The organism is Xanthomonas nasturtii, from assembly GCF_001660815.1.
In the GTDB taxonomy this organism is placed as follows: Bacteria; Pseudomonadota; Gammaproteobacteria; order Xanthomonadales; family Xanthomonadaceae; genus Xanthomonas; species Xanthomonas nasturtii.
The window spans coordinates 95,921-110,416 of record NZ_LYMI01000006.1 but is presented as its reverse complement, the minus strand read 5'-3'; the positions used below and the strand labels follow the sequence as shown (position 1 = coordinate 110,416).

The 14,496-nt window shown below is 59.9% G+C and carries 15 protein-coding genes, 1 tRNA gene and 1 pseudogene; 12 read left to right on the top strand and 5 right to left on the bottom strand.

All coding sequences use genetic code 11. The annotated features are described in order from the left end of the window. From A7D16_RS03350 to A7D16_RS03340, 3 genes and pseudogenes are all read left to right on the top strand, one after another. A pseudogene (locus A7D16_RS03350) lies at positions 1-194 on the top strand (IS4 family transposase); the annotation flags it as partial. 114 nt (positions 195-308) lie between these two features. Beyond that, on the top strand, positions 309-524 hold the full coding sequence (locus tag A7D16_RS03345) for a hypothetical protein (protein ID WP_064629819.1): 216 nt from the start codon (positions 309-311) through the stop codon (positions 522-524). Further along, positions 521-799, top strand: coding sequence for a hypothetical protein (locus A7D16_RS03340; protein WP_064629817.1), 279 nt, complete (start codon positions 521-523; stop codon positions 797-799). The genes A7D16_RS03345 and A7D16_RS03340 overlap by 4 nt, the downstream gene beginning before the upstream one ends. A 153-nt stretch (positions 800-952) precedes the next feature. On the opposite strand, the gene A7D16_RS03335 is transcribed toward A7D16_RS03340, so the two are convergent. Beyond that, a tRNA-Met gene (locus tag A7D16_RS03335) sits at positions 953-1,047 on the bottom strand. Positions 1,048-1,307: 260 nt separating this feature from the next. Between A7D16_RS03335 and A7D16_RS03330 the strand changes: the two genes are divergently transcribed. The 4 genes from A7D16_RS03330 (at position 1,308) to A7D16_RS21145 (ending at position 7,200) form a co-directional block, all read left to right on the top strand. Next, a complete protein-coding gene (locus A7D16_RS03330; protein ID WP_064629815.1) occupies positions 1,308-2,279 on the top strand; it encodes a hypothetical protein in 972 nt (323 codons plus the stop codon). A gap of 134 nt (positions 2,280-2,413) precedes the next feature. Then, positions 2,414-2,893, top strand: coding sequence for a LexA family protein (locus tag A7D16_RS03325; RefSeq protein WP_064629813.1), 480 nt, complete (start codon positions 2,414-2,416; stop codon positions 2,891-2,893). After that, positions 2,893-4,179 carry a Y-family DNA polymerase gene (locus A7D16_RS03320; RefSeq protein WP_064629811.1) on the top strand — a complete coding sequence of 429 codons (1,287 nt, stop codon included), beginning with the start codon at positions 2,893-2,895 and terminating at the stop codon, positions 4,177-4,179. The genes A7D16_RS03325 and A7D16_RS03320 overlap by 1 nt, the downstream gene beginning before the upstream one ends. Positions 4,180-4,890: 711 nt before the next feature. Further along, complete coding sequence (locus A7D16_RS21145) at positions 4,891-7,200, top strand: AAA family ATPase (RefSeq protein WP_082925710.1); 2,310 nt, start codon at positions 4,891-4,893, stop codon at positions 7,198-7,200. A gap of 70 nt (positions 7,201-7,270) precedes the next feature. On the opposite strand, the gene A7D16_RS03315 is transcribed toward A7D16_RS21145, so the two are convergent. The 4 genes from A7D16_RS03315 to A7D16_RS03305 are packed head-to-tail and all read right to left on the bottom strand — an operon-like array spanning position 7,271 to position 10,952. Then, a complete protein-coding gene (locus tag A7D16_RS03315; RefSeq protein WP_064629809.1) occupies positions 7,271-7,978 on the bottom strand; it encodes a DNA-methyltransferase in 708 nt (235 codons plus the stop codon). Beyond that, entirely contained in the window at positions 7,896-8,141 is a 246-nt protein-coding gene (locus A7D16_RS21140; protein WP_082925709.1) for a Com family DNA-binding transcriptional regulator, read from the bottom strand. The genes A7D16_RS03315 and A7D16_RS21140 overlap by 83 nt, the downstream gene beginning before the upstream one ends. Positions 8,142-8,160: 19 nt before the next feature. Continuing rightward, complete coding sequence (locus tag A7D16_RS03310; RefSeq protein ID WP_064629807.1) at positions 8,161-9,189, bottom strand: phage portal protein; 1,029 nt, start codon at positions 9,187-9,189, stop codon at positions 8,161-8,163. Further along, a complete protein-coding gene (locus A7D16_RS03305; RefSeq protein ID WP_193395430.1) occupies positions 9,189-10,952 on the bottom strand; it encodes a terminase ATPase subunit family protein in 1,764 nt (587 codons plus the stop codon). Before A7D16_RS03305 ends, A7D16_RS03310 begins: the two co-directional genes overlap by 1 nt. Positions 10,953-11,094: 142 nt before the next feature. Between A7D16_RS03305 and A7D16_RS03300 the strand changes: the two genes are divergently transcribed. The 5 genes from A7D16_RS03300 (at position 11,095) to A7D16_RS03280 (ending at position 14,495) form a co-directional block, all read left to right on the top strand. Beyond that, positions 11,095-11,937: a GPO family capsid scaffolding protein gene (locus A7D16_RS03300; protein WP_064629803.1), complete on the top strand. Its 843-nt coding sequence runs from the start codon at positions 11,095-11,097 to the stop codon at positions 11,935-11,937. Positions 11,938-11,983: 46 nt separating this feature from the next. Continuing rightward, on the top strand, positions 11,984-12,997 hold the full coding sequence (locus tag A7D16_RS03295) for a phage major capsid protein, P2 family (RefSeq protein WP_064629801.1): 1,014 nt from the start codon (positions 11,984-11,986) through the stop codon (positions 12,995-12,997). Between the two features lie 3 nt (positions 12,998-13,000). After that, a complete protein-coding gene (gpM, locus tag A7D16_RS03290) occupies positions 13,001-13,720 on the top strand; it encodes a phage terminase small subunit (protein WP_064629799.1) in 720 nt (239 codons plus the stop codon). Positions 13,721-13,818: 98 nt separating this feature from the next. Then, positions 13,819-14,286 carry a head completion/stabilization protein gene (locus A7D16_RS03285; protein WP_064629798.1) on the top strand — a complete coding sequence of 156 codons (468 nt, stop codon included), beginning with the start codon at positions 13,819-13,821 and terminating at the stop codon, positions 14,284-14,286. Beyond that, on the top strand, positions 14,286-14,495 hold the full coding sequence (locus A7D16_RS03280) for a tail protein X (RefSeq protein WP_064629796.1): 210 nt from the start codon (positions 14,286-14,288) through the stop codon (positions 14,493-14,495). Before A7D16_RS03285 ends, A7D16_RS03280 begins: the two co-directional genes overlap by 1 nt. Position 14,496 lies beyond the last annotated feature (1 nt).

The window sequence follows — 14,496 nt, the reverse complement described above, 5'->3', positions numbered from 1 at the left end:
GACTGGGCTGCGAAGCCACCGGCATCGCGCAGTGGCTGTCGCCGCGCAACAGCACCCGCAAGCTCTATTCGACACTGCGTGTCGGCCGCGAGGCGTTGGTCAGGCGCTGGCCGATGGAACCGGTCTCACGCTGGCTAGAACGCTTACGCACACTGCCCGACGCAGTCCGCGAGCAGATGACGTTGGTGCTGTAAAACGTGGGGATACCTCAGCCACCGGTTCCTTTTGGCCGGCGCGCCAACCGCGCACCGGCCGTCACCCCGCTTGGCGTCTGGGTGACGGATTCCAAAATACAAAAGGAGTCCAGTATGTCTTACGACACCCATGAAGTATCTGCGTCTGCGTTGCGCCAAGTCGACCAGCATCTCGACCTGATCGCCAACACCCTCGCATGCAGCCATTCACCGTGGCTGCACTTGAAGGCACGTCTCGCACGTACAGGCAAGGCCATCCACGGCCTCACGTTTATCAACGGAGATGCAATCGCTGCTTTCAATGCATTGCCTGCGCAGGTGCGGCGATGAGCACGAGCAAACATTTCCGCGTCTGCACCGGCGTCACCCTCAGCTTCGAGATGATGCAAGGCTACGTGCTGGCCATGCTGCATTCCGATGCGCAGCCCGATCTACCGCCGGTCCTCATCGCCTGCGAAGCCGCCGGCTTTGAGGACATATTGCCGGGCAGCGATGCGCTAAGCGTCGTGCTGGGACGGCTGCATGCCTGCATGCGCGTGGACCCGGCAATCGAGGTCCTCACTTGGCTGCGCAAGCAAGCGCATCGCGCTGGAGAGGAACGATGAACCCGGCACACGCAGTCGCTCATCGAGAACACGCCGACACCGCGATCAGCAAAACAAGAGACCGTTTCCGACAGGTCTCCGACGGCTCCCGACAGTGTTCCGAAGACCACAAAAAAGGCACTTGGGCGCGCGTCCCAAGTGCCTGCCATCTATTGGTGGGCCCACCAGGATTCGAACCTGGAACCAAAGGATTATGAGTCCTCCAATTTGGTCAGTGTAATCAGCCACTTAGGGGAAATAATTTTCCCGCGACGTATGCGTGAAATCATTCTCGCTGTGCCGCCCCTACCTCCAATTTCCCGGTCGATTCCACTATTGAGTGCCACGTCCGTCTCCAGTGATCAGGCTTCATGCTGGCGCCATACGAGGCAAGCGGCCTTCCCTAAACTGCGAAGAATCTGCCTGTCGTTTCGAACCATCGCCAAGGGCCCGCTGAGGGGCCAACTAGCCAAGAAGAGGGGGACGCGCGACAATTGGTCAGCAAGTCGGTCAACAACAGGGGAAGTGCATGAAGACGAAGGAACAGCCACAGGATCGCGGGGTAAAGGGGACAGTCGAGATCGACATGAATATCGAGGAAGCGTCTGTTCCAACCTGTGGGATCATCCGACCAATTGCGGCTACCGATGGCTACTCTACGGGCCATTGGTCTGATGTGGGAGATATCTTGGCGGAGGCAATCGGCGCAGCCGGATACCACGCACGCCTCGTGAGTGACGCAGATTCTATTGCTGTCATCCATGGAACCATCGTCCAGAACATATTTGATGATCCCATAGTTGTGTGTGATGTGAGCTCTAGAAACCCAAACGTGATGTTTGAACTTGGAATGCGGTTAGCGTTCGATAAACCAGTGGTGATTGTGAAGGACGAGGAGACAAATTATTCCTTCGATACTGGGGTCATTGAGCATGTCCCATATCCGAAATCCCTTCATTACCGTGCCATCGGGGTATTCAAGGAAAAGCTGAGACAGAAGATTGTCAGTACCGCCGACAAAGCCAAAGACCCTGCATTCTCGCCCTTCTTGAAGCACTTCAGGCATATATCGCCCAGAAAGCTCCAGAACGAAGACGTTCCGTTCGGTGAGTTCATAGTCGAGAGACTTGACGCCATGGACGCAAGGCTGAATCGAATAGTCAGCCAGACGGCGTCGCCTTATAATTCCATTGATACCGAAAAGCGTAAGCTTTATACGTTCGACACTACCAAGGCCGACTTAGAGCATGCGGGTAGGCTAGCGACGTCATTAGATCCTATGGCTACCGTGTCGCATAGGAATGGTCAGCTATTGGTATTCACAAAGCCTTCCCCTGAATATAAAAGTCGCTTTCTTCACGGAATTAACCTATTGAAGAAAGGCGTGTCGTTGGAAGAGGCTGTGAAATCAATTCACACCCGCTTTGTGTCCTGGTCAAATGGCTTAGTGACAGATGACGGGTCTATTCTGGCTAGCGAGAGCCACCCACTGCCTAAGTAGTGCTCGTAACCAAGGATGCTTTGAGATAGGGGATTCATTGCAAGCAGGCGTTATGACAACGCCCCGCTTAGTAATTTTGCTAACTTCACAGGCCGTCTCGACATCTGAGACTTCTGCCCGCGAGAGTTCGCGTCATGTCGTCCCTCCCTCTACCCTATACCTATGCCCGCCCACTTGGGCCGGCCTGTATTGATCCTGCGCCTTTGCGGCTGCCGGTTAGCGCGCTTCGGATCCAGCTCGGCTTCCCCTCGCCTGCCGAGGACTTTCAGGATGACGAGCTCGATCTGAACCAGGTGCTGATCCGCAACCCGCCGGCCACATTCCTCTACCGCGCTGAGGGCTGGAGCATGCTTCTCGCCGGGGTCTGCGACGGCGACATCCTTGTGGTGGACCGCTCGGTGCGCCCGATCAACGGCGACATGGTGCTGGCCATCTGGGACGGCAATCAGCCAGTCTGCAAGATCCTGCAGGTCGCGTCTGACCACATCGAGCTGCACAGCAGCAGCCCGCACTGCGCGCCGATTGTCTTGGCGCCAGGGACGGAGGTGGAGGTGTTCGCCGTGGTTGGCGTCGTCCGACAGGTGACCCGCACCCACGCCCGCGCTGGCCGCTGATGTTTGCGCTGATCGACGGCAACAACTTCTACGCCAGCTGCGAGCGGGTGTTCCAGCCGGAGCTGCGTGGCAGGCCGCTGGTCGTGCTGAGCAACAACGATGGCTGCGCCATCGCGAGATCGGATGAGGCCAAAGCGCTCGGCGTGGCCATGGGGCAACCGATCCACAAGGTGCCCGCCCCGGTGCGCCGCCGGCTTGCGCTGCGCTCGGCGAACTTCGGGCTGTATGGCGACATTGCCTCGCGCATCGGCGTAATCCTGCGCCAGGCCGCGCCGCGCGTGGAGGTGTACTCGATCGACGAATCGTTCCTTGACCTCACCGGCATTCGCGATCGCCAGCAGCTGGCCACCGACCTACGCGAGCGCGTTCACCAATGGACGGGCATCCCCAACTGCATCGGCATCGCGCCGACAAAGACCCTGGCGAAGCTGGCCAACCGGGTCGCCAAGGACGCGGCACGTAAGCCCGGCAGCTATCCGGCCGGGCTGGCCGGCGTCTGTGACCTGGCGGCACTCAACCCAGGCGAGTTAGATGCGGTGCTCCGCGCGACCGCTGTCGGCGACCTGTGGGGCGTAGGGCGACGCTGGGGTGCTCGCCTGCAGGAACGCGGTGTAGCAACGGCAGCGGATCTGCGTGACGCGCCTGCAGACGACCTGCTGGCTGAGTTCGGGGTGGTGATGGCGCGCACTCAGCGCGAACTGCAGGGCCACGCCTGTTTGGAGCTCGAGGAGATCGAGCCCGATCGCCAGCAGATCATGGTCAGCCGATCGTTCGGGGTGTGGGTGACCGATCCGCAAGACATGGCCGATGCGCTGGCCACCTTCGCCATGCGCGCCACCGAGAAGCTGCGCATGCGTGGGCTAACCGCCTGCGCGATTGGGATCTTTGCCGAAACGGACTCATTCAAGCCGGGCACGCCGCAGCACAACCCATCGCGAACCGCCCCCCTTGCATCGGCGACATCTGACAGCCGGATCGTCCTGACGACAGTGCGACGCCTGTTTCAGGGCTTCATGCGCGAGGGCTTTTCCTACAAAAAGGCCGGCGTCTTCCTGGCCGACTTGGCTAAGCCGGAAGATTTGCAGGGCGACCTGTTCACGCCGGCGCGTGTCGGCGACGACAAGCTGATGAGCACCTTGGATGCGATCAATCGCCGCTTCGGGCGCGGCACTGCAGGCCTGGGCGCGAGCGGCTGGCAAGCCTCACCCGCCTGGGCATCGCGGCAGGATCTGCTGTCCGGCCGCTTCACCACCTCGCTGGCAGACCTGCCCCGCGCTACCTGCTAAAGCGATCGACAACAGGCCGGCCTCTCACCAAACGCGCTGGGATGGTCGTTTCATGAGAGGCGTGCCTGCATGCATCGGAGAGCGTGTGAGCGATGGCATGAGCAGTCTGGACAGTGGCAATGCGCGCATAAGCTGAATTTAGAAGTGACCATCGGGATTGGGTAATTCTGGTAACCACCTGCTTCCGGCCAGCCATTTAACTATAAATATCAATAACTTAAGAAGAATTATTGAAGGTAATAAAAGGGTAATTCGTAGGTAATCTGATTACCTTTCTATCGGGTAATCTTGCCCAGACAGAAAAGCCTTAAAAATCAATGACATTACTTTTTACAGAGCTGCGGATTACCTCAGATCACCTCAAAAGGTAATCATCTTTTCCCCATGCGAATCAGCCACATAGGACAGTTCCAAGCAGGCTAATTACCGATTACCTCTTCCCGCTGGTCACATCAAAAATTGCGGTCGGGGCAACCTGCGATGCCGAGCACCAGGGCCGTGCCAGCTGGGCACCTTTGGCGCAGGCTTTCGCAGGGAAAACAGTCCGCCGCAAACCGACGCCCGCACTAATGGAGCCGGGCCTCGAGTGCCCCCACAGGCATGCAGCGAAACAGCCCCATGAAGACCGCAGGCGTGGCGGGGCGACGATTGCGCGCGCTTTGACGAGCAACATGAACTGGGCGATATTCCGGATTCATCAGGGGGTGAAATATGCTTACGCAAATCTCAAAATTGAGCGGAACCGGACTCTTCCATAACGCCGGGCCTAGTCCTGAGTTAGCGAAAGTTACTTTTTTTTTTGGTGAGAATGGACGGGGGAAATCAACACTCTCAGCAATACTCAGAGCTTCAGCGGATAACGATGTAGCTGCCATTCGGAGACGCGCTACATTGGACAGCGCCGAGCCCCAAAGCGCTGTCTTGATTTTTACTGGAGTAGATGGAACGCCTCTCACCGTAAGTTTCGGGAACCAAGGCTGGGATAACCACGCAGCGGATATCTTAGTGTTCGACGCGGAGTTCGTGGCACGCAACGTCTATGCTGGCGCAGAAGTCACAGCCGAACACCGAGCCAAGCTACTCGATTTCGCAATCGGCGAAGGTTCTGTCGGTGCAAAAATTCGCCAGGAGAAAGCACAACGCGAACTGACGCAGAAGACTGCTGAGCAACGCCAGCAAACCAGCGTCATTTTGCTACAACATCAGGGGCTTAGCTTTTCCACCTACGTCGCATTAGCTGAAGTAGCCGATCCGGCAGCACAGCTAGCATCACTCAATGCAAAGCTCGATGCCGCTACGAATATTGAGGCAATTAGGAAAAAGCCAGCTGCCGTTGAGCCCGTGCTTCCAGCGTTCTCTATCGACGCGCTATTCGATATATTGGCCGAAAGCCTTCCATCACTCTCGGACACAGCAAATGCCCGCGTCAAAAAGCACATATCCGATCACGATGACATGGATTTTGCGAACTGGCTCAGCCATGGCCTTACGCATACGAGAAATGACACCTGTCCGTACTGCGAGACCTCGCTAAATGGCAATGCTCTCACGTCCGCATACGCCGCATACTTCAACGAGGCCTACCAAACACTTAGAGACAAATCCGCAAAATTAGAGAGCCAAGTCAATCACAAACTCAGAGATACGCTGTCAGCCGAATATTACCAACAAGTTGACACCGCAATAGCCGTACTTAATGGATGGAATGAGCAGGTAAAAGCTCGCCCTATCCAGTACGACGTTATGTCCGTTCAAAATAAAGTAGATGATTTAAAAAGCTTCATCCTGCCGCTCGTCAGATTCAAGGCTCAACGCCCCCTAGAGTCTATTGGAACAGCTGAACAGAGAGCCGAGGCGAAGAGACAATGGTCCTTTATTAATTTACAATTATCAGTGTCTGCTCAAATGGTGAAAGCGGCGAATTCTGATATAAAAAATTATAAAGACCAACTTAGTGCAGCCAGCGCGGATGGCTTTAAGCTACAGATTGCCAAGATCAAAGGGGCGGTGAATCGCCACTCGGCAAGCGGGATCGCAGCTTTAGCTATATACGATAATTTAACGGCAGAAATAAAAGCTCTTACCAAGGTGAGAGACGAAGCAAAAAATGAGTTAGCAACATCACTAACTACGACACTAGAAACCTATAAAAATTCGATAAACACATTACTGAATTTGTTCGGCACTAAGCTCAGCATTGAGCAACTAGGGATGAGTTTCCGCGGCGCGGGGGCGGCACCACGCAGCAACTACGTGTTAAAACTCAGAGAATCACCCATTCTTCTATCAGGCGACGAAGGAACAGCATTTGGGACAGCGTTGAGCGAAGGTGACAAGCGAGCACTCGCCTTCGCTTTTTTTATCGCAAAAGTCCAGAATGACCCCGGTTTGCCTTCAAAAATCGTCGTGATCGATGATCCAATGTGCAGTCTGGACAGAATGAGAAGAAGCCATACTATCCAAATTTTAAAAAAGCTAGCAGTCGAATGCAGGCAATTGATAATTTTGGCTCATGATGCCAGTTTTTTACAGTCGCTAGATGATTCCTTGGAACGGATACCTCAATTTAAGAAACCTAAAACAAGAACTTATGTGAAAATTACAACTGCACAAGGTGATTATTCCACATTCGGCTTATTAGACTTGGCCAAAGAATGTGCAAGCTTCTATCAGGATAACTTAAAAGCGATTGTGGGATTTCGCGATGCCAAGGAAGATTCGGACAAACAATTGGCAGCTCTCGCGCTTCGGGTTGCCGTAGAATCTTCTATTCACAGGCAATTTCCCAATGATGTAAAACGTGGCAAGATGCTAGGCGAATGCATTAATGAAATCGACAAGTCATCAGCCAATTCGCCATTGGCAGCTCTTAAAGCTTATGTTCCTAAGCTTCATGCCTTGAATGAATATGCAAAGCACTTCCATCACGCTGAGGGCGAACCGGCAATTGACCTGGCGTCGATCGACGAGGGCGAATTAAGAACAAACTGCAGACTAGCCCTTGAATTTATTTATCGATAAAATTCAGGAAACCTTACTGACCTGGTTTTTGCAAAATTCGGACTTGAAGAGCTGCATAAGCAGCTCTTTGCTATTGCGCAATGCGTTGTCGTGTCACAGCAGCGTAATTTTGATCCATCTCGATCCCGACCGCCTCGAATCCTTCCAGCTGCGCAGCCACCAACGTGGTTCCGCTGCCAGCAAACGGATCAAGCACGCGCCCACCCGCCTCGCAGATCCGCACCAGATGCCGCATCAATTCGGTGGGTTTACCAGTCAGGTGGTGCTTGTCGGCTTTGCGCACCGACGCACGGATCACACCCGGCAGCACAGGCGCACGGCGATCCAGCGGCATGTTGCCCTTGCTGCCCCAGACGATGTATTCGGCCTGGTTGCGGAAGCGGCCAAGTTGGGGCCGCACGCCTTCGGTTTTGTCCCAGACGGTGATGCCGCGCCAAGTGAAGCCGGCGATCTGTAGCGCGTCGGTGGTCAGCGGCAGCTGCCGCCAGTCGGTGAAGAGCAGCACCGGTGCGCCGTCCTTGAGCACACGCGCGCACTCGGACAACCACAGGTGCATCCACTTCAGGTGTGAGCGTTGGTCGCGCTCGTCGCCAACGAAGTCGGCGTGCAGTTGCGCGCCACCGCCCTGGACGTACTTCTGCGATGGCGGCTTGGCCCGTGCCGCAGCAGTGAGACCGCCGCTGGCATACGGCGGATCAGTGATCAGCGCGTCGAACGAGTTCGCGTCGAGCGTGGGCAGGATGGCCAGGGCGTCGCCCTGCAGGAGCTGATTTTTCATGGTGAGAGCCTTCTTGGATTCGCTCGCGGCGATCGGAGGTGAGGCTCTCGGCCTTCAGGTGATTGAGCGTGCCGCAACGCGGGCACTTAATCTGGATTTCATCGAATGCACCGGCCTTGCACAGCAGGCGGGCGCAGTCGCCACAACGGAGGTTCTTGAGCATTGAGCTGTCTTGCGTGGGGTTAAGGCTGTGGCGCCGCTGGCGGCGCGTAGGGGGTGAAGGCGATCACTTCATCGCCCACCCAGTCGTTGATCTTCAACATGCGCGCCTGCAGGGGTTCGAGCTCGTTGGCGGCCCAAACGGCAGCGGCCTCGCGGATCGAGCCGAAACCGCCGGCATTCTGCGGCACGATGCCCATGAGCTGCGGCGGGATCCGCAGCGCGGCCAGCATGTCGTCGCGGGTGATGCCTTTGATGCCGCTGAACTCGTCCTTGGCCGCCACTTCGCTGACCGGGATCAGCTTCAAGCCATCCTTGTTGCCGCCTGGCGAGTACAGGAACAGGTTGCGGAAGTTACCCGGCCCCTTGGCGCCCTTCATGGCGTTACGCAGCGCGTCCACATCTTCCTGGCTTTGCTGCGGGTCGGTCAGGTACAGGATGAAACCGGCGTGCGAGCCGTTGTTGTAGTACTTGCGGCGGAACAGCGTGGCCGACTCGTTGAGCAGCGCCGATTGCATCGCCGGCATCCACTCGGGCAGGCCGTAGAGTTCCTGATCGACATCGGCTTCGCGCAGCTGGAACACGCTACCCGGCTCGAACACGTGCTCATCGTGCCAGGTGCGCACTTGGAAGTACTCGCCCTCGGTGATGCCGCGCCGCACGTACTTGGACAGCGGCGCGGTCAGCGACAGCGCGCCGCCCAGCCGGTTGCGACGGCGCTCAAGGTAGCCATTGCCCAGCGTGATCCAGTCCAGCGACAGCTGCTCGAAGGCTTCGCGTGTCAGCAGCCGGTGCGGCTTGAAGGTCCGCGCCAGCATGTTGCGCTTGAAGATCAGACCGGACTGCAGGAACGGATTGCTGCGCGTAGTCTTGGACAGGCCGTCCAGCGCCACCGGCGGCTCGTACCAGCGCCCGTTCTGCCAGCACTCCAGATAGTCCAGCACGCCGCGCCCATCGAGCACCGGCGTCGGGTCGCCAAAAGTAAAGGCCTCGGCGCGTGCTGGCACGGCAGGCGCTGCAGGCGCGGTGGCGGGCAGCTGGTCGGTCAACATCAAGAGATCTCCATGAAGCCGGAGTTGCGCGCGGTGCGCCCTTCCAGCGGTTCGTTCTGCAGCGCGTGGAACAGTGCCCAAGCAAGGTCCGCGTGGCCGGTCTCTTCCGAGCGGCCAGCGGTGAAGGTGGATTGCCGGCCGCTGGCCGTCATGGTCTTGCGGATGGCCATCAACGACTGCGCCACGTCGGTCCAACCGGCGTCGAACTCCAGCCGGCCGTTGTGGATCACGTCGAACGCCTTGAGCACCAGGCGGGTCTTGACCTCGGGCGAGTAGCTGAAGGTGACCAGATTCGGGAAAAACTGCTTCACCAGCTGCGCCACGCCGCTGCCCATGCCGGTGGTGTCAATCCCGATGTAGGTCACCCAGTAGCGACGCGTGATGCGCTCGATCTCGGCGGCCTGCTTGGCAAAGTCCATGCCTCGGAACTGGATGCGCTCCAGCAGCCGGAACTTGCCGCCGGGCTGCTGCGGTGGCGCCAGCACGACCAGGCCAGCGGTGTCGCCCGTCTCGGCCGGGTCGTAGCCGATCCACACCGCGCGATCGCCGTAGGGACGCGCAGCGAACGGCTTGTAGTCCTGGCCCCACTCCACCCAGCTGTCGACCATGCACGGCTGCAGCATCGCCAGTGGGAAGATGCTGGCGCCGTCGTCGACGAACTCGCACATCAACAGGTTGGCGAAGGCGTCCGGGCTGTATTCCTCGCGCAGCTCGTCGATGTCGAACAGATCGCAACCACGGCGCTGTGCGTCGAGGATGTTGACGATCTGCCGCCAGGCGCGGTCCTGGCAGCGGCGACCACCGGCCAGCGCGTCATGCGAGACATCAATCTGAATCCGCTGCGCGGCCGGCTTGCCCTTGTTGCGGCGCTCGCCGGTCCAGAACGTGTAAGCCTCGTGGGCCATGCTCGATGGCGTGCTGAAGTAGGTCTTGCGCCACTTCTTGTGCATCGCCATGCCGCTAGCGACCTTGTTTAACTCGTTGAACCCATAGGTCCAGAAGAACTCGTCGAAGTAGAAATTGCCGTGGTAGCCCTGGGCGGTGCGCGCATTGGTGCCCAGAAAAAACAACTCGGCGCCGTTGGGGAACACGATGCTGTCGCCACCCGAAAGCGTCTCGTCGATCGTCTCGCGCACGAACTGCTGCATGTAGCCACGGAACAGGTGCGCCTGCGCCTTGGACGCGCTGAGGAAGATCTGATTGCGTCCGGTGGTGAGCGCATCGATCAGCGCCTCGCGGGCGAAGTAGAACGTGGCACCGATCTGGCGCGACTTGAGGATGACGCGGGTGCGCTCGTTGCTGGCCCGGTACCAATCGCGCTGATAGTCGAAGCAGCCGTCGATGAACGCCGTGGTCAGCTGCTCGACCTGCTCTTCGGTGAAGTCGTTGCGCTTGGGCTTCTTCTTCGGCGCGGCGTTGCGGTTGGCCACCGCTGGATTCAAGTCGGCTTCGTTGCCGCCGCCCTGGTAGCGCTGGATGCGCGCCTGGCGCTCCAGCTGCCGGTGCAGCAGATAAATTTCCTTGAAGTCGCCGCCGGATTTTTCTGGCTTCATGATCAGCACGACCAGGCGTGCTTCCAGTGCTCCGCCGATGCGCTCAACGTTATCTGCGCGATCCCACTCGTCACGCGACTTCCAGCTGTGTACAGTCTTCTCGTTCTCGCCGATGGCCTGCGCAATTTCGGTCACGCGCCATCCCATCCAGTACAGGAATTTCGCCTGTCTGCGGGTGTCCATCGGGAGCTGGGTGGCAACGCTTTGCATGCCGACCAGGGTGCGGCCCACCTCTTAATCCCGACAGTTGAACGACGCGTAATCGCCTGGTTTACAGGGTGATTGCGTTGCTGCGTTGTGCGTCGCGTTTGACCATAGGTCATCGCAAACGCATCCAGCGCAGAGGACACCCATGTCGGGCAAGGCCAAGAAATTCCGTTCCAACTGGTTCCGCGTGGCCGTCGAAGGCGCCACCACCGATGGCCGCACGATTCAGCGCAGCTGGATCGACGACATGGCCACCACCTACAACCGCGAGACCTACAACGCCCGCATCTGGATCGAGCACATGCGCAGCCTGCTGCCGGACTCGCCGTTCCGCGCGTATGGCGATGTCACTGCGGTCAAGGCGGAAGAGGTCGAGATCGACGGCACCAAGCGTCTGGCGCTGTTCGCACAGATCGAGCCGACCGCCGACCTGATCACCATCAACAAGTCCAAGCAGAAGCTCTACACCAGCATCGAGGTGCAAGAGAAGTTCGCCAACACCGGCAAGGCGTATCTGGTTGGCCTGGCGGTCACTGATTCGCCGGCCAGCCTGGGCACCTCCATGCTCAGCTTCGCCAGCCAGAACCCGGATGCCAACCCGCTGGCCGATCGCAAGCAATCGCCCGGCAACCTGTTCACCGTCGCCGAGGAGACCGCGCTGGAATTCAGCGAAGTCAGCGAAGGGCCGGTCGCCAGTCTGTTGAGCCGGATCCGCACCGCGCTCAAGAGCGAAGACGCCACCGCCATCACCGCCGAGCAGTTCGCAGACCTGGGCGAAGGCATCGAACAGATCGCCGAGCACGTGCGCGGCCAGGACGAACGCTTCAACCGCCTACAGTCCGAACACGCCGAGCAGAAGTCCCAGCACGAACAGCTGGCAAACGATCTGGCGCAGCTGCGCGCCTCGCTCTCACAGCAGCCCGATCCGGCTCAGCCCGCACGCCCGGTGGTCACCGGCGGCGGCGCGGCCGTGCTGACCGACTGCTGATCCCACACCACACACACGCCGCAGCGCCACACCTTTCGGAGCCACCATGCAAAACGCCACCCGCCTGCAGTTCAACCAGTTCGCCGATCAGATCGCTAAGCTCAACGGCATCGCCTCTGCCTTCCATTCCTTCGCTGTCGATCCGACCGTGCAGCAGAAGCTGGAAACGCGCATGCAGGAATCGAGCGAGTTCCTGTCCAAGATCAACATCATCCCGGTAGACGAATTGTCCGGCCAGAAGGTGGGCATCGGCGTCACCGGCAGCATCGCCAGCCGAACCGACACCGGCGCCGGCAAGACCCGCATCCCGCGCAATGTCGCCGCGCTCGACAAGAACGAATACGTCGCCAAGAAGACCGACTTCGACACCGCCATCCCGTATGCGCTGCTCGATACCTGGGCCAAGTTCCCCGACTTCCAGGCGCGCCTGCGCGATGCCATCGTCAAGCGTCAGGCACTGGACCGTCTGCAGATCGGCTTTAACGGCACGCATGCCGCTGCTGACACCGACCGCGCTGCGTTCCCGCTGCTGCAAGACGTCAACATCGGTTGGCTGCAGCAGTACCGCACCAACGCCGCTCAGCGCGTACTGGCGAGCGGCAAAGCGGCAGGCAAGGTCGTTATCGGCGGCGCCGGTGCCGATTACGGCAACCTCGATGCGTTGGTGTACGACGTGGTGAGCAACCTGCTGGACCCATGGCACCGCAAGGATCCGAGCCTGGTGGTGGTGCTCGGCCGCGACCTCATGCACGACAAGTATTTCCCGATGGTCAACAAGGACCAGCCGGCGAGCGAGAAGATCGCCACCGACTTGATCTTGAGCCAGCGCCGCGTCGGCGGCCTGCAGGTGGCCGAGGTGCCGTACCTGCCGGACGGCGCGTTGATGGTCACCTCGCTGGCGAACCTGTCGATCTACTACCAGACCGGCGGCCGTCGCCGTTACATCCAGGAAGTGCCCGCGCGCGATCGCATCGAGAACTACGAGTCCTCCAACGATGCGTACGTGGTCGAAGACTACGGCCTGGGCTGCGTGGTCGAGCACATCGAGATCGAGGCCTAAGCCATGGCCGACAGTCCCGCCAAACGTCACCACAGCCGCGTGCTCGCCGAGCTGGAAGCGGCCCAGCGCGCCCCGCACCAGCTGATGGCCGGTGCAACGGCCTACGAGCAGCATATGGCGCAGCTGCAAAGCGATCGCCTGCGGCTGAAGCAGATCCAGTCCACCCAAGGCAAGGCTGCGCTCAAGGTGCAGCTGCTGCCGACCTACGTGCCGTATCTGGCCGGCGTGCTTGCCGGTGGTCAGGGCGCGCAGGACGAGGTCGTCATGACGTGCATGGTGTGGCGCATTGATGCCGGCGACTATGCCGGCGCGCTGGACCTGGGCGCCTATGTGCTCAAGCACAACCTGCAGATGCCCGACCGCTTCTCCCGCACGGTGGGTTGCGTGCTGGCCGAAGAGATCGCCGAGGCGGCCTTGTCGGCGCAGAAGACCGGCCAGGCCTTCGATGCGGCCGTGCTGGCCGACACCGCCACGCTGACCGCTGAGCAGGACATGCCCGATGAGGTGCGCGCCAAGCTGCACCTGGCGCTGGCACGCGCATCGCTGGCTGGCATCACCGACGAGACGCCCGCCGACCAGGCGCGGCCCATCGTGGCCGCCGCAGTGGCCGACCTGCAGCGCGCCATCGCGCTGCACGGCAGCTGCGGCGGCAAGAAGGATCTGGAGCGCGCCGAGCGCCTCTTGAAAAAGTTCAGCGCTGAGCCTGCGGGCACCAGCGCATAACCGAGCGTCCCCGCAACCCTCGCCGGCTCGGGGCCAATCCACAGCACTTCTTCGCTGCGGTGACGCCCCGACCACCGGCGATCTCTTCCGAGCCATCCATGAGCGGATTCACTGCCACCGGCACCACCAGCGCCACGCCTGATGCGATCGCCAATGCGCCGTTTTGGCCGGCGATCGTACCGGCCGATGTGCGGGCGAGCATGCGCTTGGATGGCACCGTGACCGATGCGCGTCTGCGCCACGCCATCGTCGCCGCCATATTGGCGGTCAACGATGAGCTGCAGACCTGGTCGCAGACGCAACAGGCGGCTGGCTACGCGGCGCTGACTGACGTGCCCAGCACTACCGTCGATGGCGTCTCGCGGCGCGTGCAGCTGTATCTGCGTGCGGTGGCGTGCGCCACCGCCGTCGAGGTGGCAGAGCGCTACCGCAGCTTCGATGCCACCGACAGCGCCAACCAGCGCGCTGACGACTTGTCGCCCAGCATTACCGAGTTGCGCCGCGACCAGCGCTGGGCCGTGCGCGATCTACAGGACAAACCGCGCAGCACGGTGGAACTCATCTGATGCGCGTGCATACCATGCAAGGCGACACCGTCGACCTGCTGTGCTGGCGCCACCTGGGCAGCACGGCCGGCCTGGTCGAGCGCACCTATCTCCTCAATCCCGGCCTGGCCGAGCTGGGCGCCGTGCTGCCGCATGGCACGCCGGTGGAGTTGCCCGAGGTAACCACCACCACAGCGGCAATGACGCCGCTTGTGCAGCTATGGGACTGAT